The organism is Microbacterium imperiale (assembly GCF_017876655.1).
Taxonomy (GTDB): domain Bacteria; phylum Actinomycetota; class Actinomycetes; order Actinomycetales; family Microbacteriaceae; genus Microbacterium; species Microbacterium imperiale.
This window is the reverse complement of the sequence record NZ_JAGIOK010000001.1, coordinates 231,166-253,765: the sequence shown is the minus strand read 5'-3', so window position 1 is coordinate 253,765 and position 22,600 is coordinate 231,166. Positions and strand designations below refer to the sequence as shown.

General features: G+C 70.8%; 21 protein-coding genes and 1 tRNA gene. 2 read left to right on the top strand and 20 right to left on the bottom strand.

The features are described 5' to 3' along the window. The first annotated feature begins 38 nt into the window (after positions 1-38). Entirely contained in the window at positions 39-470 is a 432-nt protein-coding gene (locus tag JOF37_RS01105) for a hotdog fold thioesterase (RefSeq protein ID WP_210004325.1), read from the top strand. 87 nt (positions 471-557) lie between these two features. Here the strand turns inward: JOF37_RS01105 and JOF37_RS01100 are convergent, their stop codons facing one another. After that, positions 558-1,175, bottom strand: a complete 618-nt coding sequence (locus JOF37_RS01100; protein WP_023950638.1) for an ANTAR domain-containing response regulator — start codon at positions 1,173-1,175, stop codon at positions 558-560. Between the two features lie 88 nt (positions 1,176-1,263). On the opposite strand from JOF37_RS01100, the gene JOF37_RS01095 reads away from it, so the two are divergent. Beyond that, positions 1,264-1,344: transfer RNA gene (locus JOF37_RS01095), tRNA-Leu, on the top strand. Between the two features lie 59 nt (positions 1,345-1,403). Here JOF37_RS01095 and pyk read toward each other — a convergent pair. The 19 genes from pyk to rpoZ all read right to left on the bottom strand — a co-directional run bounded on the left by pyk (position 1,404) and on the right by rpoZ (position 22,524). After that, entirely contained in the window at positions 1,404-2,852 is a 1,449-nt protein-coding gene (gene pyk, locus JOF37_RS01090) for a pyruvate kinase (protein WP_210004324.1), read from the bottom strand. A gap of 42 nt (positions 2,853-2,894) precedes the next feature. Continuing rightward, the gene (locus JOF37_RS01085) at positions 2,895-4,361 is read right to left on the bottom strand and encodes a glutamate synthase subunit beta (RefSeq protein ID WP_210004322.1); all 1,467 of its coding nucleotides are present in this window, start codon (positions 4,359-4,361) and stop codon (positions 2,895-2,897) included. After that, complete coding sequence (gene gltB, locus JOF37_RS01080; RefSeq protein WP_210004320.1) at positions 4,354-8,934, bottom strand: glutamate synthase large subunit; 4,581 nt, start codon at positions 8,932-8,934, stop codon at positions 4,354-4,356. The genes JOF37_RS01085 and gltB overlap by 8 nt, the downstream gene beginning before the upstream one ends. Before the next feature lie 52 nt (positions 8,935-8,986). Next, complete coding sequence (lgt, locus tag JOF37_RS01075; protein WP_210004318.1) at positions 8,987-9,961, bottom strand: prolipoprotein diacylglyceryl transferase; 975 nt, start codon at positions 9,959-9,961, stop codon at positions 8,987-8,989. Positions 9,962-10,004: 43 nt separating this feature from the next. Continuing rightward, positions 10,005-10,799: a tryptophan synthase subunit alpha gene (trpA, locus tag JOF37_RS01070; RefSeq protein WP_210004315.1), complete on the bottom strand. Its 795-nt coding sequence runs from the start codon at positions 10,797-10,799 to the stop codon at positions 10,005-10,007. After that, positions 10,796-12,055 carry a tryptophan synthase subunit beta gene (trpB, locus tag JOF37_RS01065; RefSeq protein WP_210004313.1) on the bottom strand — a complete coding sequence of 420 codons (1,260 nt, stop codon included), beginning with the start codon at positions 12,053-12,055 and terminating at the stop codon, positions 10,796-10,798. The genes trpA and trpB overlap by 4 nt, the downstream gene beginning before the upstream one ends. After that, complete coding sequence (trpC, locus tag JOF37_RS01060; RefSeq protein ID WP_210004310.1) at positions 12,052-12,828, bottom strand: indole-3-glycerol phosphate synthase TrpC; 777 nt, start codon at positions 12,826-12,828, stop codon at positions 12,052-12,054. The genes trpB and trpC overlap by 4 nt, the downstream gene beginning before the upstream one ends. A gap of 1 nt (position 12,829) precedes the next feature. After that, positions 12,830-13,057 carry a DUF6704 family protein gene (locus tag JOF37_RS01055; protein WP_210004308.1) on the bottom strand — a complete coding sequence of 76 codons (228 nt, stop codon included), beginning with the start codon at positions 13,055-13,057 and terminating at the stop codon, positions 12,830-12,832. A 47-nt stretch (positions 13,058-13,104) separates the two neighbouring features. Further along, positions 13,105-13,710: a Trp biosynthesis-associated membrane protein gene (locus JOF37_RS01050; RefSeq protein WP_271174880.1), complete on the bottom strand. Its 606-nt coding sequence runs from the start codon at positions 13,708-13,710 to the stop codon at positions 13,105-13,107. Further along, positions 13,707-14,063, bottom strand: coding sequence for a phosphoribosyl-AMP cyclohydrolase (gene hisI, locus JOF37_RS01045; protein WP_210004305.1), 357 nt, complete (start codon positions 14,061-14,063; stop codon positions 13,707-13,709). Before hisI ends, JOF37_RS01050 begins: the two co-directional genes overlap by 4 nt. Further along, positions 14,060-14,824 carry an imidazole glycerol phosphate synthase subunit HisF gene (gene hisF / locus JOF37_RS01040; RefSeq protein ID WP_210004304.1) on the bottom strand — a complete coding sequence of 255 codons (765 nt, stop codon included), beginning with the start codon at positions 14,822-14,824 and terminating at the stop codon, positions 14,060-14,062. Before hisF ends, hisI begins: the two co-directional genes overlap by 4 nt. 1 nt (position 14,825) lies before the next feature. Beyond that, positions 14,826-15,668, bottom strand: coding sequence for an ATP phosphoribosyltransferase (hisG, locus tag JOF37_RS01035; protein ID WP_210004302.1), 843 nt, complete (start codon positions 15,666-15,668; stop codon positions 14,826-14,828). Between the two features lie 40 nt (positions 15,669-15,708). Further along, on the bottom strand, positions 15,709-15,972 hold the full coding sequence (locus tag JOF37_RS01030; protein ID WP_210004300.1) for a phosphoribosyl-ATP diphosphatase: 264 nt from the start codon (positions 15,970-15,972) through the stop codon (positions 15,709-15,711). Positions 15,973-16,024: 52 nt separating this feature from the next. Beyond that, positions 16,025-16,702, bottom strand: coding sequence for a ribulose-phosphate 3-epimerase (rpe, locus tag JOF37_RS01025; protein ID WP_210004298.1), 678 nt, complete (start codon positions 16,700-16,702; stop codon positions 16,025-16,027). Positions 16,703-16,719: 17 nt separating this feature from the next. Continuing rightward, positions 16,720-18,072: a transcription antitermination factor NusB gene (locus JOF37_RS01020; RefSeq protein WP_210004296.1), complete on the bottom strand. Its 1,353-nt coding sequence runs from the start codon at positions 18,070-18,072 to the stop codon at positions 16,720-16,722. After that, a complete protein-coding gene (gene fmt / locus JOF37_RS01015; protein ID WP_210004293.1) occupies positions 18,069-18,986 on the bottom strand; it encodes a methionyl-tRNA formyltransferase in 918 nt (305 codons plus the stop codon). The genes JOF37_RS01020 and fmt overlap by 4 nt, the downstream gene beginning before the upstream one ends. An 8-nt stretch (positions 18,987-18,994) precedes the next feature. Then, complete coding sequence (locus JOF37_RS01010) at positions 18,995-20,956, bottom strand: primosomal protein N' family DNA-binding protein (protein WP_210004291.1); 1,962 nt, start codon at positions 20,954-20,956, stop codon at positions 18,995-18,997. Next, positions 20,953-22,146: a methionine adenosyltransferase gene (gene metK, locus JOF37_RS01005; RefSeq protein WP_210004288.1), complete on the bottom strand. Its 1,194-nt coding sequence runs from the start codon at positions 22,144-22,146 to the stop codon at positions 20,953-20,955. The genes JOF37_RS01010 and metK overlap by 4 nt, the downstream gene beginning before the upstream one ends. A gap of 123 nt (positions 22,147-22,269) precedes the next feature. Continuing rightward, positions 22,270-22,524 (bottom strand): DNA-directed RNA polymerase subunit omega, encoded by a 255-nt coding sequence (gene rpoZ, locus JOF37_RS01000; RefSeq protein ID WP_023950606.1) that lies wholly within the window; start codon positions 22,522-22,524, stop codon positions 22,270-22,272. Positions 22,525-22,600 lie beyond the last annotated feature (76 nt).

Sequence of the window (22,600 nt, the reverse complement as noted above, 5' to 3'; positions counted from 1 at the left end):
GGACGGACAGGACGACCCGCTGCAACCGAGGGTGGAGCATGCCCGAGAACATCGATGCCGACGCCGGACTGGACTGGGCCCGTGCCCGCGGCAAGGGTGCACTGGCCGAGCGCATGGGGATCGACTTCGTCGAGTTCACGACCGAGCGCTGCGTGGCGACGATGCCGGTGGAGGGAAACACCCAGCCGGCCGGCCTCCTGCACGGGGGCGCGTACGTCGTGCTCGGCGAGTCGCTCGGCTCCATGGCCGCGAACATGCACGCCGGACCCGGTCGCCTCGCCGTCGGGGTCGACATCAACGCCACGCACACGCGTTCCGCGACCTCTGGCGTCGTCACCGGAACCTGCGTGCCGCTGCACCTCGGCCGGTCGATGACCGTGCACGAGATCGTCGTCACGGACGAGCAGGGGCGACGGTGCTCGACGATCCGCATCACGAACGTGATCAAGGACTCCCCCGGCGCGTCCTGACGCCTCGACGCGAGAAGACCCCGCCTACGCAACCGGAGCCCCCGGGGCCGAGGGATGCGCGGACGGGGTCTCGCGACGCGGGTGGCGTTACTTCTTGGGTGCGAGCTGCTCGATGATCGCCTTGGCGACATCCTGCATCGTCAGGCGGCGATCCATCGACGCCTTCTGGATCCAGCGGAACGCCTCGGGCTCGCTGAGCCCCATCTTCTCGTTGAGCAGGCCCTTGGCCCGGTCGACGAGCTTGCGGGTCTCGAAGCGCTCGACCATGTCGGCGACCTCGGCCTCGAGCGTGATGATCTGCTCGTAGCGAGCCAGCGCGATCTCGATCGCGGGCAGGAGGTCGTTCGGCGTGAACGGCTTGACGACGTACGCCAGGGCGCCCGCCTCGGTCGCGCGCTCGACGAGTTCCTTCTGGCTGAACGCGGTGAGCAGGACGACCGGCGCGATGTGCGCCTTGCCAAGCCGCTCAGCCGCCGAGATGCCGTCGAGGACGGGCATCTTCACGTCCATGATCACAAGGTCGGGACGGAGCTCGGTCGCGAGCTGAACGGCGGTCTCACCGTCTCCGGCCTCGCCGACGACGTCATAGCCGTTGTCGCGGAGGATCTCGACGATGTCGAGTCGGATCAGCGATTCGTCCTCGGCCACGACGACCCGACGAGGTGCGGGTGCGGCCGACGTGGGGGCCTCTTCTTGCTCTGTCACCTTTCGATCCTACGGTATGGCCGTTCCGGGAACGCTCCCGCCTCGCGCAGCACCCCGCGCGATTGCCGGTAGGCTCCTAGAGGCGTGCGCCGGTGTGGCGGAATGGCAGACGCGACCGACTCAAACTCGGTTGTCTTCGGACGTGTGGGTTCGACTCCCACCACCGGCACGAACGAAAGGGCGGGTACCTCTTCAGGAGGCACCCGCCCTTCGGCATCCCGGCGGCGGTTACTGGATCGCCTGGTAGATCGGCGCGCGGCCGTTGACGGCGTCGCCGATCTTGTGGATGCGGATGTCGTTCGTCGAGCCCTGGATTCCGGGAGGGGATCCGGAGATGACCACGACCTTGTCGCCGACCTCGGCGAGGCCGTTCGACAGGAAGTAGTCGTCGACCTGGTGGTACATCAGATCGGTGTGCGCCACCTCTTCGACCAGGCTCGAGCGGATGCCCCACGTCAGCGCCATGCGACGTCGGATGGCCGGGTCGGTCGCGAAGGCGATCATCGGGATCTCGGGGCGCAGGCGCGACATACGGCGCGCGGTGTCACCCGACTCCGTGAACATGCACAGGAACTTCGCCTCGATGAACTGGGCGACCTCCATCGCGGCGAGCGTGATGGCACCGCCCTGCGTGCGCGGCTTCGCCGTCAGCGGGGCGATGCGGTCGAGACCATGCGTCTCGGTCGAGTCGACGATGCGGGCCATCGTCTCGACGACGCCCACGGGGTACTTGCCCACGCTCGTCTCGCCCGAGAGCATCACGGCGTCTGCACCGTCGAGGACGGCGTTGGCGACGTCGCTGGTCTCGGCGCGGGTGGGGACCGGGTTCTCGATCATCGACTCGAGCATCTGCGTCGCGACGATGACGGGCTTGGCCATGCGACGGCACAGCGCCACGGCCTTCTTCTGGACGATCGGCACCGCTTCGAGCGGCAGCTCGACGCCGAGGTCGCCGCGGGCGACCATGATGCCGTCGAAGGCGTCGATGATGCCCTCGAGGTTCTCGACAGCCTGCGGCTTCTCGATCTTGGCGATGACGGGGACCTTGCGGCCCTCCTCCGCCATGATCTCGTGCACGCGCGTGACATCGGCCGCGTCGCGGACGAACGACAGCGCGATGAGGTCGGCGCCCTGCTGCAGCCCCCAGCGCAGGTCGGACTCGTCCTTCTCGGACAGCGCCGGCACGCTCACCGCGACACCCGGCAGGTTGATTCCCTTGTTGTTCGACACGGGACCGGCCACGATCACCTTGGTGGTCACGACCGGACCGTCGACCGAGACGACCTCGACGCGGACCTTGCCGTCGTCGATCAGCAGGAAGTCACCCGGCGTGACGTCGCCGGGAAGGCCCTTGAAGGTCGTCGAGACGATCTCCTTGGTGCCCAGGATGTCTTCCGTCGTGATCTTGAAGATGTCGCCCACCGCGAGGTGGTGCGGGCCGTTCTCGAACTTGCCGAGCCGGATCTTCGGTCCCTGCAGGTCGACGAGGATGGCGACGGGGCGCCCCGCGTCGTCGGCCGCCTTGCGCACGTTGGCCCAGCGGACCTCGTGCTCCGAATAGTCTCCGTGGCTGAGGTTGAATCGGGTCACGTCCACGCCGGCGTCGATGATGGCTCGCACCATCTCGTAGCTGGCTGTGGCCGGTCCCAGGGTGGCGACGATCTTGGCGCGTCTCACTGAATCTCCGGTGGTCTCGGGTCGGGAGGGGATGGGTCCAGCCTATGCCCGCTGGAGCCCGATCGCGACGTCCGTCGGACGCACCGGTGCCGGCAGGGCCGTGTCGCCCATGAGGTACCGGTCGACGGCGGCCGCAGCCGCCCGCCCCTCGGCGATCGCCCATACGATGAGCGACTGCCCCCGGCCGGCGTCTCCCGCGACGAACACGCCGGGCGCGGTCGTCTGGTAGTCGTCGGCACGGTCGACGTTGCCACGATCAGTGAAAACGGTACCGAGCTGGGCCTCGAGCTCCGAGCGCTCCGGGCCGGTGAAACCCATCGCGATGAGCACGAGGTCGGCCGGGATCTCCCGCTCGGTGCCGCTCTTGGCGACGCGGCGTCCGTCGACGAACTCGGTCTCGGCCACGCGCAGCGCACGCACTTCGCCCGCCTCGTTCGAGAGGAACTCCACGGTCGAGGCGAGGTAGCTGCGCTCCCCGCCCTCCTCGTGCGCCGAGGCGACCTCGAAGATCGTCGGCATCATGGGCCAGGGCTGGTGCTCGGGCCGGTCGGACGGCGGCTGCTTGCCGATCGCCAGGTTGGTGACGCTGAGCGCCCCCTGCCGATGCGCCGTTCCGATGCAGTCCGCTCCGGTGTCGCCGCCGCCGATGACGACGACGTGCTTGCCCTCGGCGTGGATCTGGTTGGCGACCTGGTCACCGGCGACGGCCTTGTTCGACTCGACGAGGTACTCCATCGCGAAGTGCACACCGGCGAGGTCACGTCCGGGGATGGCCAGGTCGCGCGGCAGGGTCGCGCCGGTGGCGACCACGACGGCGTCGTAGCGCGCACGCAGCGCGTCCCAGGAGATGTCCTTGCCGATCTCGACCCCGGCGCGGAAACGGGTGCCCTCGTCCTGCATCTGACGGAGGCGTGCCTCGATGTGGCGCTTCTCCATCTTGAAGTCCGGGATGCCGTAGCGCAGCAGCCCGCCGATGCGGTCGTCCCGCTCGTAGACGGCCACGGTGTGCCCGGCGCGCGTGAGCTGCTGCGCGGCGGCCAGTCCGGCCGGCCCGGATCCGACGACCGCGACGGTCTTGCCCGTCAGGCGTCCCGGCGGCTCGGCCTCGACCCAGCCGTTGGCGAAGGCCTCGTCGATCGTCGAGACCTCGATCTGCTTGATCGTCACGGGCGGCTGATTGATGCCCAGCACGCACGAGCTCTCGCAGGGCGCGGGGCAGAGCCGGCCGGTGAACTCCGGGAAGTTGTTCGTCGCGTGCAGCCGCTCGATGGCCGAGCGACCTTCGCCGCGCCACATCAGGTCGTTCCACTCCGGGATGAGGTTGCCGAGCGGGCACCCCTGGTGGCAGAAGGGCACGCCGCAGTCCATGCAGCGCCCTGCCTGACGGCGGAGCACAGCGCTGTCGCCGGGCTCGTACACCTCGCGCCAGTCCATGATGCGAACGGGGACGGGGCGCCGCTTGGGCAGCTCGCGCTCCGTGGTCTTCAGGAAGCCCTTGGGATCAGCCACGGGTCACCTCCAGGATGCGGTTCCAGACCTCGTCGCCGTCGGGGTCGAGCCCCTCGGCGGCGGCGGTCTGTCGGGTTTCGAGGACCGCGGCGTAGTCGCGCGGCACCACACGGACGAAGTTCGCGACCTCGGTGTCGAAGTCCTCGAGCAGGCGCGCGGCGAGCTCGGAGCCGGTCTCGGCGACGTGGCGCTCGAGCAGGTCGCGCAGGATCTCGGCATCGCCCGAGCCCATCTCCTCGAGGGCAAGCTCGCCCGTCGCGATGGCCTCGCGGTTCACGTTGGCCTCTTCGAGACGGTAGACGTACGCGTTGCCGCCCGACATTCCGGCGCCGAGGTTGCGTCCCGTCGCGCCGATGATGACCGCCAGACCACCGGTCATGTATTCGAGGGCATGGTCGCCCACTCCCTCGACGACGGCGGTCGCGCCGGAGTTGCGCACGAGGAAGCGCTCCCCCACCACGCCGCGCAGGAACATCGTGCCCTGCGTCGCCCCGTAGCCGATGACGTTGCCGGCGATGACGTTCTCGGACGCGTCGAACGCGGCGTCGCGCGGCGGGCGGACGACGATCTGGCCGCCCGAGAGCCCCTTGCCGACGTAGTCGTTCGAGTCGCCCTCGAGCCGCAGCGTGATGCCGGCGGGCAGGAACGCCCCGAAGGACTGACCAGCCGACCCGGTGAGCCTCACGACGATCGAATCGGCCGGCAGGCCGTTCTGACCGTGCGCAAGCGTGACCCGGTTGCCGAGCATCGTGCCCACCGCCCGCTCGGTGTTGCGGATGGGGAGGTCGATCTCGATGCGACCGCCGTGGGCGACGACATCCTGGGCGCGCTCGATCAGCTGCACGTCGAAGTGCTCGTCGAGCTCGTGCTCCTGGTCGCGCAGGTGGCGGCGGGGCACCTCGTCGGCGAACGCCGGTCCGGTCAGGATCGGGCCGAGGTCCAGGCCGTTGGCCTTCCAGTGCTCGATCGCTCCGTCGACGTCGAGGACGTCGTTGCGCCCGATCGCCTCGTCGAGCGAGCGGAATCCGAGCTCGGCCAGGTACTCGCGCACCTCCTGAGCGACGAACTCCATGAAGTTCACGACGAACTCCGGCTTGCCGGTGAAGCGTTCGCGAAGGACGGGGTTCTGCGTCGCGACGCCCACCGGGCAGGTGTCGAGGTGGCAGACCCGCATCATGATGCAGCCTTCGACGACGAGCGCCGTCGTGGCGAAGCCGAACTCCTCGGCCCCGAGCAGCGCCGCGATGACGACGTCGCGGCCGGTCTTCAGCTGGCCGTCGGCCTGCACGACGACGCGGTCGCGCATGTCGTTGAGCATGAGCGTCTGCTGGGTCTCGGCGAGGCCCAGCTCCCACGGCGTACCGGCGTGCTTGAGCGAGTTGAGCGGGCTGGCACCGGTGCCGCCGTCATGCCCCGAGACGAGGATGACGTCGGCGAGGGCCTTGGCCGTTCCCGCCGCGACCGCGCCGATGCCCGCCTGGCTGACGAGCTTGACGTGGATGCGGGCTGCGGGGTTGGCCCGCTTGAGGTCGAAGATCAGCTGCTTGAGGTCTTCGATCGAGTAGATGTCGTGGTGCGGCGGCGGCGAGATCAGGCCGACGCCGGGGGTGCCGCCGCGCGTGCGCGCGATCCAGGGGTACACCTTGCCCGGGGGCAGCTGTCCTCCTTCGCCGGGCTTGGCACCCTGGGCGAGCTTGATCTGGATGTCGTCGGCGTGAGTGAGGTACATGCTCGTGACGCCGAACCGTCCCGAGGCGACCTGCTTGATGGCGCTCCGGCGCTCCGGGTCGAGCAGGCGCTCGACGTCCTCGCCGCCCTCACCCGTGTTCGACTTCGCGCCGAGACGGTTCATCGCGATCGCGAGCGTCTCGTGCGCCTCCTTCGAGATCGACCCGTAGCTCATTGCCCCGGTCGAGAAGCGCTTGACGATGGATGCCACCGACTCGACCTCGTCGATCGGTACGGGCGGACGCACTCCGGTGCGCAGCTTGAACATGCCGCGCAGGGTCTTCAGCTCCGCCGCCTGGTCGTCGACGAGCTTCGTGTACTCGCGGAAGATGTCGTAACGACGGGTGCGCGTGGCGTGCTGCAGCCGGAACACCGTGTCGGGGTTGAACAGGTGCGGTGCGCCGTCGCGGCGCCACTGGTACTCGCCACCGGTCCACAGCCGCTCGTGCGCGCGGACCGCGGCATCCTCGGGATAGGCGTAGGCGTGGCGCGCCGCGTTCTCGGCGGCGATCACCTCGAGGCCGACGCCGCCGAGCTTGGTCTCGGTGCCGGTGAAGTACTTCGAGACGAAGTCCTCCGACAGGCCGACGGCTTCGAAGACCTGAGCGCCCGCGTAAGACGACACCGTCGAGATGCCCATCTTCGACATGATCTTCAGCACGCCCTTGCCGAGCGCGTAGATCAGGTTCCTGACGGCCTTCTCGGGAGCGACGCCGGTGATGTAGCCGGCGCGCACGAGGTACTCGACCGTCTCCATCGCCAGGTACGGGTTGACCGCCGAGGCGCCGTAGCCGAGCAGGGTCGCCACGTGGTGCACTTCGCGCACGTCGCCGGCCTCGACGACGAGCCCGACCCGCATGCGGGTCTCCTGTCGGATCAGGTGGTGGTGCACGGCCGCGAGCATGAGCAGCGACGGGATCGGCGCGAGGTCCTTGTTCGAGTCGCGGTCGCTCAGCACGATGAACTCGGCGCCGTCCTCGATGGCCTGATCCGCCTCGGCGCACATCTGCGCGAGGCGCTTCTGCATGCCCTTGTGTCCGGCCTCGACCCGGTACAGACCGCGGATCGTGACCGAGGATCGGCCCGGCAGCGCCGTATCGATGTGCTGGATCTTCGCGAGTTCGTCGTTGTCGATGACCGGGAAGTCGAGCGTGACGGTGCGGGTGTGCTTCGGTCCCCACGCCAGGAGGTTCGCCTCGGGACCGAGCCCGAGCGAGAGCGAGGTCACGACCTCTTCGCGGATGGAGTCCAGCGGCGGGTTCGTCACCTGCGCGAACTGCTGCGTGAAGTAGTCGAACAGCAGTCGCGGGCGCTCGCTGAGGACCGCGACCGGGGTGTCGCTGCCCATGGCGCCGAGCGGCTCGGCGCCGACCTGGCCCATGGGCGTCAGGAGGATGCGCACCTCTTCCTCGGTGTAGCCGAAGGTGCGCTGGCGACGCGTGATCGAGGCGATGGGGTGCACGATGTGCTCGCGCTCGGGCAGGTCCTTGAGGCGGACTCGGCCGGCGTCGAGCCACTCCTGCCACGGGTGCAGGCTTGCGAGTTCGCGCTTGATCTCCTCGTCCTCGACGATGCGGCCCTGCTCGGTGTCGACGACGAACATCCGCCCCGGCTGCAGGCGGCCGCGCCGCTTGATGCGCTCGGGGGCGAAGTCGAGGACGCCGGTCTCGCTGCCGATGACGACGAGGCCGTCGGTGGTCTCGGTCCACCGTCCGGGACGCAGGCCGTTGCGGTCGAGCGTCGCGCCGACGAGCGTGCCGTCAGTGAAGATGAGCGCGGCCGGACCGTCCCACGGCTCCATCTGGATCGAGTGGTAGTCGTAGAACGCCCGGAGGTCGGGGTCGATGTCGGTCTGCTTCTCGTAGGCCTCGGGCACCATCATCATGACGGCGTGCGGCAGGCTGCGCCCGGTGAGCGTGAGCAGCTCGAGCACCTCGTCGAACGACGCCGAGTCGCTGGCGCCATCGGTGCAGATGGGCAGCAGCGGGCGCACATCCCCCAGCAGCTCGGACTCGAGCTGCGACTGACGCGCGCGCATCCAGTTGCGGTTGCCCTTGACCGTGTTGATCTCGCCGTTGTGCGCGAGCATCCGGAGCGGCTGTGCGAGCGGCCACGACGGGAAGGTGTTGGTCGAGTAGCGCGAGTGCACGACGGCCAGCTCGGAGGCGAAGCGCTCGTCCTGCAGGTCGGGGTAGAACGGCTCGAGCTGGAGCGTCGTGACCATGCCCTTGTACCCGAGGGTGCGGCTGGAGAGCGACACGAAGTACGCGTCGTGCTCGTGACGCGCCCGCTTGCGCAGACGGTAGACGCGCCGATCGAGCGCGATGCCCGACAGCGCCGGCGCGTCGCCGACGGCGGGTCGCGAGACGAACAGCTGCTCGAACGACGGACGCGCGGCGAAGGCGAGCTTGCCGAGGTTCTCGTCCTCGGTCGGCACCACGCGCCACCCGAGTACGTCGAGCCCCTCGGACGCCGCGATCTCCTCGATGCGCGCCTTCAGCGCGTCGCGCGCCTCCGCCTCGCGGGGCAGGAACGCCATGCCCGCGGCGTACTCCCCTGCCGGCGGCAGGGGGAAGTCGACGACGTCGCGCAGGAACGCGTCGGGCATCTGCGTCAGGATGCCGGCGCCGTCACCGGTGCCCGCGTCCGAGCCGATAGCGCCGCGGTGCTCGAGGTTGCGCAGCGCGGTGAGCGCCAGCTCGACGATGTCGTGACCGGCTTCGCCACGCAGCGTGGCGACCATCGCCAGACCGCAGGCATCCTTCTCGAAGTCAGGGTTGTACATGCCCTGCTTGGCGGGGAAGGAACCGAATCCGGAAGATTGGGGTCGAGGGCTCGAGGCCATACTGACCGTCCTCACATTGGTGCTGAACCGGGACGACGTCGGCCCTGGGGAACTACTGCTTCGAGGTGACTGCGCTTGTGGCGCTGTCTGCGTGAGCTTCGGGCGTCGGGGGTGCGCTCAGATCCACGAAGTCTTCGGTGCTCTGCGATTGTAGCGCGCTCGGAGCCACCCATTCGCGACCGGGCTGATACGGCGTCGGCTCATCGCCGAAGTGACGCCGCGACTGCACGACGATGATGGCGACGCCGACGAGAACGGCGAAGATCGCGGCCCACACGTTCGTGCGCAGACCGAGGATGATCTCGCTCGGGTCGATGCGGATCGACTCCCAGACGATGCGACCGGCGCCGTACCAGATGAGGTAGAGCCCGAAGAGCTTGCCCCACTGCGCCCACACGGTGCGCCCGACCCACAGCAGCACGAGCACGCCCAGGCCGTTCCAGATCACCTCGTAGAGGAAGGTGGGGTGGAACAGCGTGTCGGGGGCGAGGCCGGCCGGGAAGGCGGGGTTGTCGGCGTCGATCTCCAGGCCCCACGGCAGGTCCGTGGGCAGGCCGAACAGCTCCTGGTTGAACCAGTTGCCGAAGCGACCCATCGCCTGGGCGAGCAGGAGGCCGGGAGCGAGCGCGTCGGCGAAGCTCCAGAACCGGATGCCGGTCCACTTGCAGCCCAGGTACGCGCCGACCGCGCCGCCGATCAGCGCGCCGAAGATCGCGATGCCGCCCTCCCAGATGAACAGGACGGCCCACGGGTTCTTGTCCGGCCCGAAGTAGAACCCCGGGTGCGTCAGCACGTGGAACGCGCGCGCCCCGATGAGCGCGAGCGGCACGGCGAGCAGCGCGATGTCGATGACGACCCACGGCTCGGCGCCCCGCTTGGTGAGCCGGTAGTTGGTCAAGAGGGTCGCGACGATGATGCCCGCGATGATGCACAGCGCATAGAAGTGAATGCGCAGGGGTCCCAGGTCGACGTAGCTCACCGACGGGCTGGGGATGCTCGTGACGAGCAGGTTGGCGGCATGGATCATCGGATCGTCCCTCGGGATTCGGCGGTCGTGCGACCGGAAAAGTCTAGACCGCCCGGCGCGGCGTGCCCGCGGCCAGTGCGCGGGCGGTCTCGGTCAGAGCCGGGACGCCGCCATCGCGCAGGGCGCGCACGAGTGCGGTGCCGACGATCGCGCCGTCGGCGTACTCGACGACCCCGGCGACCTGGTCGGGCGTCGAGATGCCGATTCCCACACAGGCGTGGCCGGCGCCGAAGTCGCGCAGCCGCCCGACGAGCGTGCGGGCGGCGGCATCCAGCTCGGCGCGCTCGCCCGTGATGCCCATCGTCGAGACGGTGTAGACGAATCCCGTGGACTCGGCGGCGATCATCCGCAGCCGGTCGTCGGTCGACGTCGGGGCCGCGAGGAAGACGCGGTCGAGCCCGGTGCGCTCCGAGGCCGCGATCCACTCGGGAGCGGCGTCGGGGGTGATGTCGGGCGTGATGAGCCCCGCGCCACCCGCTGCGACGAGGTCGTCGGCGAAGCGGTCGACCCCGTACTGGAGCACGGGGTTCCAGTACGTCATGACCAGGATCGGGACATCGACGCGGGCGGCGATCTCGCGCACCGCCGTGAAGGTGTCGCGCAGGCGGAAGCCGGCCGCGAGCGCCGTCTGGGTCGCCTCCTGGATCACCACACCGTCCATGACGGGGTCGGAGTAGGGCGGCCCGAGCTCGAGGACGTCGGCACCGGCTTCCGCCAGTGCCACGGCGGCGTCGATGCTCGTGGCGAGATCGGGGAATCCCAGCGGCAGGTAGCCGACGAAGGCGCCACGACCGGCGGCGTGGGCTGCGTCGATCGCCGCAGCGACGCGAGAGATCACAGTTCGACCCCTTCGCCGGATGCCGCTTCGTCGTGCTCGGGCTCGACGACCGGTTCAGCGCCGTCGTCGTACAGCTCGAACCAGCGCGCGGCGGTGTCCATGTCCTTATCGCCGCGACCGGAGAGGTTCACGGCGATGATCGCGTCGGGACCGAGCTCGCGGCCGATACGGAGAGCGCCGGCGAGGGCATGTGCCGACTCGATCGCCGGGATGATCCCCTCGGTGCGGCTGAGCAGACGCAGGGCCTCCATGGCCTCGGTGTCGGTCGCGGGGATGTACTGCGCGCGGCCGATCGAGGCGAGCCAGGCGTGCTCGGGCCCCACGCCGGGATAGTCGAGGCCGGCCGAGATCGAGTGCGACTCGACGGTCTGGCCGTCCTCGTCCTGGAGGACGAAGGTCTTCGCGCCGTGCAGGACGCCCGGGCGGCCCCGCTCGATCGACGCGGCGTGGCGCTCGGTGTCGACGCCGTCACCGGCGGCCTCCACGCCGTAGAGAGCGACGCCCTCGTCGTCGAGGAAGGCGTCGAACATGCCGATGGCGTTCGATCCGCCGCCGACGCAGGCCACGACGGCATCCGGCAGACGTCCGGTCTCAGCCAGCAGCTGCTCGCGCGCCTCTTCGGAGATGATCTTCTGGAAGTCGCGGACCATGGCCGGGAACGGGTGCGGGCCCGCCGCCGTCCCGAAGACGTAGTTCGTCGTCTCGACCGAGGCAACCCAGTCGCGGTAGGCCTCGTTGATCGCGTCCTTGAGGGTGCGCGACCCCGTCGTGACGGGGATCACTTCGGCGCCGAGAAGGCGCATGCGCGCGACGTTGAGGGCCTGACGCTCGGTGTCGACCTCGCCCATGTAGATGGTGCAGTCGAACCCGAACAGAGCGGCCGCGGTCGCCGTGGCCACGCCGTGCTGACCCGCGCCGGTTTCGGCGATCACGCGGGTCTTGCCCAGCCGCTTGGTGAGCAGCGCCTGGCCGATCACATTGTTGATCTTGTGCGAACCGGTGTGGTTCAGATCCTCGCGCTTGAGGAAGACGCGGGCTCCCCCGGCGTGCGCGGCGAACCGCGGCACCTCGGTCAGCGCGGACGGGCGGCCGGCGTAGGTGGCGAGGATCTGGGCGAGCTCGGCGGTGAAGGCGGGATCGGCCATCGCCTGCTCGTACACCGCCGTCAACTCGTCGATCGCGGCGATGAGCGACTCGGGCATGTAACGCCCGCCGAAGTCGCCGAAGAACGGTCCGTGCTGGTCTCTCAGGCTCACGCGCCGGCCTCCAGGAATGCGTGCAGGGTCGTCACGGGGTCATTGGTCACGAGCGCTTCGCCGATCAGTACGGCATCCGCTCCCGCCGCCCGGTAATGCGCGACGTCGGCGGGCGTCAGCACCGCGGACTCGGCGATCTTCACCGCGTCGGCGGGAAGGTGCTCGAACAGGCGGCCGAACAGGTCGCGGTCGAGCTCGAAGGTCGAGAGGTTGCGGGCGTTGACGCCCACGAGCTGCGCGCCGATGTCGGCTGCGCGGTGCACCTCGTCGAGCGAGTGGGTCTCGACGAGGGGCGTCATGCCCAGCTCGAGGACCATCGTGTGCAGCTGCGCGAGCAGCGGCTGCTCGAGCGCGGCGACGATGAGCAGCACGAGGTCGGCGCCGGAGGCGCGTGCTTCGAGCACCTGGTACGGCGTCGCGATGAAGTCCTTGCGCAGCACCGGCAGGGACACCGCGGCTTTGACCGCCTCGAGGTCGGCGAGGCTCCCCTTGAACCGCCGTCCCTCCGTCAGCACGGAGATGACGGAGGCGCCGCCTTGCTCGTACCGGCTGGCCTGCAGCGCGGGGTCGGGAATGTCGGCGAGGTCGCCACGCGACGGGCTCGCGCGCTTGACCTCGGCGATGATACGCACACGCTCTGCGGGCGCGAGGGCCGCGAGGGCGTCTCGAGCCGGAGCCTGCGCGAGCGCGTCGCGCTCGACGACGGCGAGGGGCCGATCGGCCGCACGGGCCTCGGCGTCCTCGACGGCGCCGGCCGTGAGACCGGCCAGCACGTCAGTGAGCTTTCGGGGTGTACTTGTCGCCGTAGGCGCCGTAGCCGGCCTTCGACATCGCCCAGCCGACGATGGCGCCGACGACGAGCAGGCCCGCGGATGCCCAGACGAGTGCCGGCATGTCGAGCCAGAAGAACAGCGTGCCCAGCGCGAATGCGAGGAGCATGATCACGACTGCGGTCCACGCCGCCGGGGAGTGTCCGTGGCCGGGGTCGCCGATGTTGCTCATTGTTCTCCTTCGCGGGATTTCTCGGGCTGCAGACAGTCTATCGGGGCTCAGGCGGTGGGGTCGGACCCCCGGCTGAGGTCGTCCCACGAATCGATGGCGTCGTGCGAGTCGTGCGGTCGCGATCCGCGCGGCCGCGCGGCCTCCGTCGCGGCGTCGGTGCGGTAGCGCCGCGCGGTGCTGCGCCACGAGCGGGCCGTGAGGAGGGTCACCGCTCCCCCGGCGGCGATGAGGAACGCGCCCACGGCGGTGATGACGGGCCAGGCGGTGGCCGTGATGGTCGACACGAGCGTCTCCACGGCTGCGACACCCGACAGCCCGGTGGTGTCGGCGACGACCCCGACCACGGCCTCGGCGGGAGCCGTCAGCGCGATGCGCACCGACTCGGCCAGCAGCGCGCCGCCGATCAGGATGCCGAGGGCTCCGAACACGTACCGCAGCACCGGGCCGACGATCGACAGCGCGAGTCCGAGCGCGAGCGCGGCCAGACCGAGCGGTGTCACGAGCGGCAGCGCCTCGGTGCCGGGCACCGGCAGCACGGCGTGGGCACCGTCGCGAAGAGTGGCCTCGAGCCACGGCTGCGTCGATCCGATGACGGCCAATCCGCCGCCGAGCACCGCCGCGAGCACGGCCAGCATGCGCGACCGGCCGTTCACGGCGCGCTCACGACCGGCTCGAGGTCGTCGCTGTCGAAGCAGGTCCGCGTGCCCGTGTGGCAGGCCGCGCCGACCTGCTCGACGGCGATCAGCACCGCGTCGCCGTCGCAGTCGAGGCGCGCACCGCGAACGAGCTGGATGTGGCCGGAGGTGTCGCCCTTGCGCCAGTACTCCTGACGTGAACGCGACCAGAAGGTGACGCGCCCGGTCGTGAGCGTGCGGCGCAGCGCCTCGGCATCCATCCAGGCGAGCATGAGCACCTCGAGGGTGTCGTGCTGCTGGATGATGGCCGCCACGAGCCCGTCGGCGCCGAACGACACACGGGCGATGCGATCCTCGACGCTCTCGCTCATGCGCGCACCTCGATCCCGTCCGCCACGAGCGCCTTCTTCACATCGCCGATGGTGAGCTGACCCGAGTGGAACACCGAGGCCGCGAGCACGGCATCCGCCCCCGCGGCGATCGCGGGAGCGAAGTGCTCGGCGGCGCCGGCGCCGCCCGAAGCAATGACCGGCACGCTGGCGATCTCTCGCATCCGGGAGATCAGCTCGAGGTCGAACCCGTCTTTCGTGCCGTCGGCGTCGATCGAGTTCACCAGCAGCTCGCCGGCGCCGCGCTCGATGGCCTCGCGGGCCCACTCGAGCGCATCGAGCGATGTGGCGGTGCGACCGCCGTGCGTCGTCACCACGAAGCCCGAGGGTGTGCCGGGCGCGCGCTTGATGTCGAGCGAGAGCACGAGCACCTGCGCGCCGAACCGGTCCGCGATCTCGTTCACGAGGTCGGGCCTGGCGATCGCGGCCGAGTTCACGCCGACCTTGTCGGCCCCGACCGACAGCAGCCGGGCGACGTCGTCGACCGAGCGGATGCCGCCCCCCACGGTCAGCGGGATGAAGACCTGCTCGGCGGTGCGGCGGACGACGTCGTAGGTCGTGGCACGACCGTCCACCGTCGCGGTCACGTCGAGGAACGTCAGTTCGTCGGCGCCCTGGTCGAAGTACAGCCGCGCGAGCTCGACCGGATCGCCCATATCGCGGAGGTTCTCGAAGTTGACGCCCTTGACGACGCGGCCGGCGGCGACGTCGAGGCACGGGATGACGCGACGGGCGAGCGTCACGTCAGAGCCTCGCGTTGTCGATCGCCGTGACGAGGATCGCCCGGGCGCCGATCGCGTACAGGTCGTCCATCGTCGTGTTGACGCTCTTGCGCGGCACCATGACGCGGACGGCGACCCACGCCGGGTCGCGCAGCGGCGAGATCGTCGGCGACTCGATGCCGCCGGCGATGGCGACCGCGTCGTCGACGAGGTCGGCCGGCAGGTCGTAGTCCACCAGGACGTACTGGCGCGCGACGAGCACGCCGCGCAGGCGGCGGAGCAGACGCTCGGTGCCCTCGACGTCCGACGGACCGGCGATGAGCACCGCCTCGGACCGCAGGATCTCGGGGCCGAAGACCTCGAGCCCGGCCTGCCGGAGCGTCGTGCCGGTCTCGACGACGTCGGCGACCGCATCGGCGACGCCGAGGCGCACGGCCGACTCGACCGCTCCGTCGAGCGGGACGAGGTCGACGGCGATGCCACGCTCGTCGAGGAACGCATCGACCAGCCCGGGGTAGGACGTGGCGATGCGCTTGCCGGCGAGCTCGCTCACGTCCGTGAACGTGCCGGTCGGCGCGGCGAAGCGGAAGGTCGAGCCCGCGAAGCCGAGGCGCTCGATCTCGCGTGCACCCGGCATGCGAGCGTCCAGCAGGAGGTCGCGGCCGGTGATGCCCACGTCGAGGGCGCCGGAGCCGACGTACGTCGCGATGTCCTTGGGGCGCAGGTAGAAGAATTCGACCTCGTTCACGGGGTCGATGACGTGCAGGTCTTTCGAGTCGCGGCGACCGGTGTAGCCGGCTTCGGCCAGCATCTCGGCGGCGGTCTCGGCGAGCGATCCCTTGTTCGGGACGGCGATGCGCAGCATGGGGGTCTTTCTGTCGCGGAGCGGGAGGGCGGAGCGTCGCTCAGAGATGTCGGTAGACATCCTCGGGACGCAGGCCTTTGCTGATCATGAGCACCTGCAGGTGGTACAGCAGCTGCGAGATCTCCTCCGCCGTCTCGGCGTCGGACTGGTACTCGGCCGCCATCCAGACCTCGGCCGCCTCTTCGACGATCTTCTTGCCGATGGCGTGCACGCCGCGGTCCAGCTGTGCGACGGTACCCGAGCCCTCGGGTCGCGTCTCGGCGATCGCGGTGAGCTCTGCGAACAGGGCGTCGAACGTCTTCACCTAGCCAGGGTACCGGGGCCGGCGCCCCTCCCCGACCGCGGACGGTCGGGGATCAGTGACGATGCGCGGCCGCGGCGCCCGAGCGCAGGCTCGCGATCGCGGCATCCGGATCGTCCGCGCCGAAGACCGCCGATCCGGCGACGAAGGTGTCGGCGCCGGCTTCCGCGGCCTGCGCGATGGTCGCCTCGGAGATGCCGCCGTCGACCTGCAGCCACACCTGCGACCCGCGGCGGCGGGCCTCGTCGGCGAGACGACGGAGCTTAGGCATCTGATCGGGCATGAAGCTCTGACCGCCGAAGCCCGGCTCGACGGTCATCACGAGGATCTGGTCGAACTCGTTCAGCACGTCGAAGAGGCCGTCGACGGGGGTGGCGGGCTTGACCGCGACACCGGCGCGCGCTCCGATGTCGCGGAGTCGTCGGGCGAGGCGGACCGGGTCGGTGGCCGCCTCGAGGTGGAAGGTGACGCTGGCGGCGCCGAGCTCGGCGTATCCGGGGGCCCACCGGTCGACATCCGAGATCATCAGGTGCACGTCCAGCGGCACCGGGCTCGTGGCCTGGATCCGCTCGACCATCTGCGGACCGAAGGTGAGGTTCGGGACGAAGTGGTTGTCCATGACGTCGACGTGCACGAAGTCGGCGGAACGGATGCGGCCGAGCTCCGCCTGCATGTTGACGAAGTCGGCGGCCAGGATGCTGGGGTTGATGCGGATGGCGTCGGCGTCGGTCACCCGCCCATTATCCGTCGTCACCGCTTCTGCAGCAGCGTGATCGACATCGCGTCGGTCCCGTGCCGGTGCGGCCACAGCTGCGCGCGTCCCGAGCCGTCCTGCTGGTCGGGCAGGTCGAGCTCACCCCGGGAGACGCTGCGCAGGACCGCGCGGGCATCCAGCTCGACGAGGTCGTCGCGCGTGCGGCGCAGATCGGCCACGACCGCCGCCGTCTCGGCCAGATGGGGCGAGCACGTCACGTACGCGACGACTCCGTCCGGGGCGAGGGCGTCGACCGCCGCCGTCAGGAGGCCGCGCTGCAGGTCGGACAGGTCGGGCACATCGGCCGGCGTTTTGCGCCAACGGGCCTCGGGACGCCGGCGCAGGGCGCCGAGGCCGGTGCATGGGGCATCGACGAGGATGCGGTCGTACACGCCGCGTCCGGCGCGCACGCGCCCGTCTTCCTCCGACACCGGCACGTCGAGCGGAACGCCGGCGACCGACGTGCGCACGAGCTTCGCCCGGGCCGGCGAGAGCTCGTTGGCCTCCACGCGGGCATCCCCTGCGAGGGCCTCCGCCGCCAGCACAGCTGTCTTCCCGCCCGGCGCGGCGCACAGGTCGAGCCACCGCTCCCCCGCGCGCACCGGCCGCACCCGAGCGAGGGCGAGCGCCGCGAGCTGCGAGCCTTCGTCCTGGACCCGCACGCGGCCGCCCGCGGCGCGCACGAGCGGTTCGGGGTCACCGCCACCCAGCCGGAAGCCGACCGGCGAGTACGGAGTGCGGGCGGCGTCGGCGGGAATGTCGGCGAGTCCGGGCAGGGCGGTCATCGTGACCGCCGGCGAGACGTTGTCGGCCGCGAGGAGCTCCTCGAGCTCGTCGGCGCGTCCCTCCGCCGCGAGGGCACGCCGGAACGCGCGGATCACCCACACCGGATGCGCGTAGCGCAGACCGAGCCGCTCGTCGTCGGAGCGTGCCGCGTCGGCGACCCGCTGCAGCCAGTCGCCCGGGTTGTCACGGGCGATCCGCCGGAGGACGGCGTTGGCGAAGCCCGCGGCGTTGGCCGCCCCGGAGCGCCGGACGAGCTCGACGCTCTCGTTGACGGCGGCGTGCGACGCCACGCGCGTCGCGAGCAGCTGGTGGACGCCCAGCCGAAGGGCGTCGCGCACCGGCGGATCGATCGCGTCGACGCTGCGCCCCGAGGCATGCTCGATGATCGCGTCGTACGTGCCGCGCCGGCGCAGCGTCCCGTACGTGAGCTCGGTCGCCAGAGCCGCATCGGCGGAGCTCAGCCCAGCGCGCCTCAGCTCTTGCGGGAGCAGCAGGTTCGCGTAGGCGTCGGACTCGTCGACGGCGCGGAGCACGTCGAACGCGACCCGTCGCGCCGGGTTCACGACCCCGCCTCCGCGCTCTCGAGGCGCTGGCCGCGCCACCAGTCCGCGGCCGCCATCGCACCGCGGCCCGCGGGCTGAACCGTGAGCAGGGCGATCGTCCCCTCGCCCGTGCCGACGACGACCTCTTTGCCGACCAGACGGATGATGCGCGGTGGGATGTCGGTGTCGGGGCCGCGTCGCGCGGAGAGCACCTTGAGCCGCTGACCGTCGATCGTCGTGTGGGCGCCGGGCTCCGGCGTCGTGCCGCGGTATCTGTCGAGGACGACCTCGGCCGGCTGGGAGAAGTCGAGCAGCCCGTCCACGAGGGTGAGCTTCGGCGCGAGCGTCACGGTCCCCTCCTGCGCGATCGCCGCCGCGGTTCCGTCGGCGATCGCGTCGACGACCTCATCGAGGGTCTCGGCGCCGAGGTCGGCGAGAGCCGCGAGGACCTCACCGGCCGTCGCGCCGCGCGGGACGTCGTAGCGCGAACGGGCGAAGACGTCGCCCGCGTCGAGCTCGGGCACGAGCTGGAAGACGCTCGCGCCGGTGACACGGTCGCCCGCGATGAGTGCCCGCTGCACCGGAGCCGCACCGCGCCAGGCCGGCAGCAGCGAGAAGTGGAGGTTGATCCAGCCGTGGTCGGGGGTCGAGAGCAGCGGTTCGCGCACCAGCCCGCCGTAGGCGACGATCACGCCGAGCTGCGGGGCCCACCGTGCGATCGTCGCGGTCGCGTCGGCGTCGAGCCGATCGGTCTTCAGCACCGGCAGGCCGAGCTCCTCGGCGAGGGCTCCCACCGGCGACGGCGTGAGCACCCGCTTGCGACCGAGCGGCGCGTCGCGCCGCGTGACGACCCCGACGATCTCGTGGTGCGAGGCCGCGAGGCGACGCAGGGATGGAAGGGCGGGCTCCGGTGTCCCGGCGAACACGATGCGCATGGCGCTCCTCACAGATCGAGATCGGGCACGTCGAGCCGTACCTTGAGTGTATTGCGCGGCCCCGGCGGGGCACCGCGGCGTCGCCTGCCGCGCAGAGCTTCGGCGATGACGGATGCGCGCAGCGATTCGGCCACGGCGCGGCCCTGCGCGTACTCGAACCGCACCAATGCGCGCACGGTCGCCTCCTCGCGCGGAACCGGCCCGAGCACGGCCGCCTCGCTCAGCGCAGGCACATCCGTCCGCAGCTGCGCGAGCGCACCGGAGACAGCCGGGGCGGTGCCCTCGACCGCCGCGACGCGCACAACAGGGGGCATGTGCAGAGGGGCGCGCTCGGCCAGCTCCGCTCGGGCGTATGCCGGCTGCGTCCACGTCGCCAGGGCACGGGCGGCGGGCCCGGCGACGCCGACGAGGTGCACCGGCGCGCCCGGGGCGGCCAGTGCAGCGGCATCCGACCACCACCGGAGGCAGGCTTCGGCGATGCGCAGCTGTTCGGTCATGAGCATGCGATCGCCGTCGAGCAGGATCACGGCCCGGTAGCCGCCCGCGACGAACGGCTCGGCCCCGCGGGTGGCGATCACGAGGGCGGGCTTGGGGTCGACGTGCGTGATCTGGTGCTCGCCGTCCGAGACGATGACCCGAGTATTCGGGAACGCCCGCCCGAGCTCGTCGGCGGTGCGCTCGCTGCCCGACGACGCCATCCGCAGCCGCGGCGACGAGCAGGCGGCGCACGACCACGCCGGGGCGGAGCGTCCGCACCACGTGCAATCCGGCACCGCGCCGGGACGTCGCGCACGCAACGGACCGGCGCAGTGCGCGCACCGCGCCGGGGTGCGGCAGTCGGCGCACACGAGCACCGGCGCATAGCCGGGACGAGCGACCTGGACGAGTACGGGGCCGTCCGCGAGCGCCTCCCGCGCCGCCGCGAACGCCGCGGACGGCACGCGCGTCCCCCGGGACTCGCCCTCACGCGTCGCCGACAGCACCACGCGGGGGCTCTCGCGCCGGCGTGCGGGGATGTCGCGCACCCAGCCCAACGCGACGAGTCGCTCGACGTCGGTGGTCCGCGTGATGCCCGCGAAGACGAGCGCGCTGCCCTCGACCTCCTGCCGCACGAGCGCCGCGTCGCGGGCGTGGACGCCCGGACTGAGCGGCTCGGCCAGCAGCGGGTCGCCGTCGTCCCAGATGACGACGACGCCGACGTCGTGGGCCGGGGCGTAGACGGTCGAGCGGTTGCCGACGACGATGCACGGCACGTCCGCCAGCAGGCGCAGGTAGCTCGCGTACCGCTCCGGGCCGGAACGTCGCGCGTCGTCGCGCACGACCGCGGATTCGGCGACCTGCCCTGCGAGCACCCCCAGCACGTGCGCCTCGTCGCGATGATCGGGGACCACCACCACGGCGCTGCGACCCGAGGCGAGCGTCTCGACGGCGATCGCGGCCAGCAGCTCGGCCCAAGCCGGCGCCACGTCGCCCGGTCGCGGCGGGGCATCGAGCGCGACCCGTTCGCCTCCCGTGACCGCGCTCGCGAGGTCGGGATACTGTGCCGTGACCGACCGCGCCCAGGCGACCGCGTCGTCGGTGACGGCGGGTGCATCGGGCGCCGGCGCGGCCGCCCAGGCCTTCTCGGCGCGCACCATCCGTTTCGGGATGACCAGACGCAGGATGTCGCTGGCCGAACCCGCCGCACGGTCGGCGGCGCGTCGCGCCGTCGCGTACAGACCCGGCGGCAGGACGACCACGGGCGACACGACGTCCTCGAGCTCCGACAGCGGACGATCGGCGTCGCTCTCCTCGCCCCGTTCGACCAGGTATCCCTCGACCGTCCGGCCCATGGTGCGCAACGGGACTTTGACGCGCACCCCGGGCCGCGCCGTCTCGATCAGAGCCGCGGGCACGACATAGTCGAAGAGCCGGTCGAGCTGCGGAAGCGGCGAGTCGATCAGTACCCGCGCAGTGGGGCGGGCGGTCACAGCCCTGCGGCGGTGCGCAGCTCCTCGACGCGGTCGGTGCGCTCCCAGGTGAACTCGGGCAGCTCGCGACCGAAGTGCCCGTAGGCCGCGGTGCGGGCGTAGATCGGACGCAGCAGGTCGAGGCGGTCGATGATCGCCTGCGGCCGCAGGTCGAACACGTCTCGGATGGCGGCCGTGATGACGTCGTCCGCCACGTTGCCGGTTCCGAACGTCTCGACGTAGAGCCCGACGGGGGCCGCGCGACCGATCGCGTAGGCCACCTGGACCTCGAGCCGGTCGGCCAAGCCCGCCGCGACGGCGTTCTTCGCGACCCAGCGCATCGCGTACGCCGCGGATCGGTCGACCTTGGAGGGGTCCTTGCCGCTGAATGCGCCGCCGCCGTGGCGCGCAGCTCCGCCGTAGGTGTCGATGATGATCTTGCGGCCGGTGAGACCGGCGTCGCCCTTGGGCCCGCCGGTGACGAACGGTCCCGCCGGGTTGATGACGTACTCGACCGCCGAGAGGTCGAGCCCCGTCTCCGCCAGGACCGGCTCGATGACCTCGGCCTGCACCGCCGCGCGGAGCGCCGCGAGCGAGATGTCGGGCTGATGCTGGGTCGAGAGCACCACGGTCTCGACGGTCTTCGGCGTCGCCCCGTCGTAGCCGAGGGTGACCTGCGTCTTGCCGTCGGGACGGAGGAACGGCAGAGCACCGATGCGCCGCGCCGACGTCAGTCGCTCGGCGATGCGATGCGCCGTCCAGATCGCCGTCGGCATCAGCTGCGGCGTCTCGTTCGTCGCGTAGCCGAACATGATGCCCTGATCTCCCGCGCCGAGTGCATCGGTGGGGTCGCTCGAGCCCTGCTCGCGGTGCTCGAGCGCGTTGTCGACGCCCGCGGCGATGTCGGAGGACTGCTCGCCGATCGACACGGTCACGCCGCAGGAATCGCCGTCGAAGCCGGTCTCGCTCGAGGTGTACCCGATGCGGTTGACGACGCCGCGGACAATGCCGGGGATGTCGGCGTACCCGTCGGTGCGCACTTCACCGGCGACGTGCACGAGGCCCGTGGTCACGAGGGTCTCGACGGCGACGCGCGAGCCCGGATCGACTGTGAGGAGCGCGTCGAGGATGCTGTCGGAGATCTGGTCGCAGATCTTGTCGGGATGCCCTTCGGTGACGGACTCGGACGTGAACAGGCGCAGCTGGCTCATCGGGGCTCCCTGAGAGGCGTGACGAAACGGACGGGATCAGGATCGGGACGACCGGAACGATTCTGCCCGCGGCGGCCGACATCCGGCTGCCGCGGGCAGAAATGTGACGGACCGACCGTCGGCTCAGTCGAGCGAGCGCAGGCGCAGCTTGTCTTCGTGGATCTCGTGCATCGCGATCGTCAGCGGCTTGTCCTCGACGGACGAGTCGACGAGCGGGCCCACGTTGTCGAACAGGTTGCCCTCGTGCAGGTCGGAGTAGTAGTCGTTGATCTGACGCGCCCGCTTGGATGCGTAGATGACCAGCTGGTACTTCGAGTCGACCTTGTCGAGCAGGGCGTCGATGGGCGGGTCGATGATGCCTTCGTTGCTTCCGGCCATGGCGGATCCTTCCGGGATCGATGTGGTGGAGAGTCTGCTGCCGCGCCGAGGACGCAGGCATCCTCCCATTCTACAG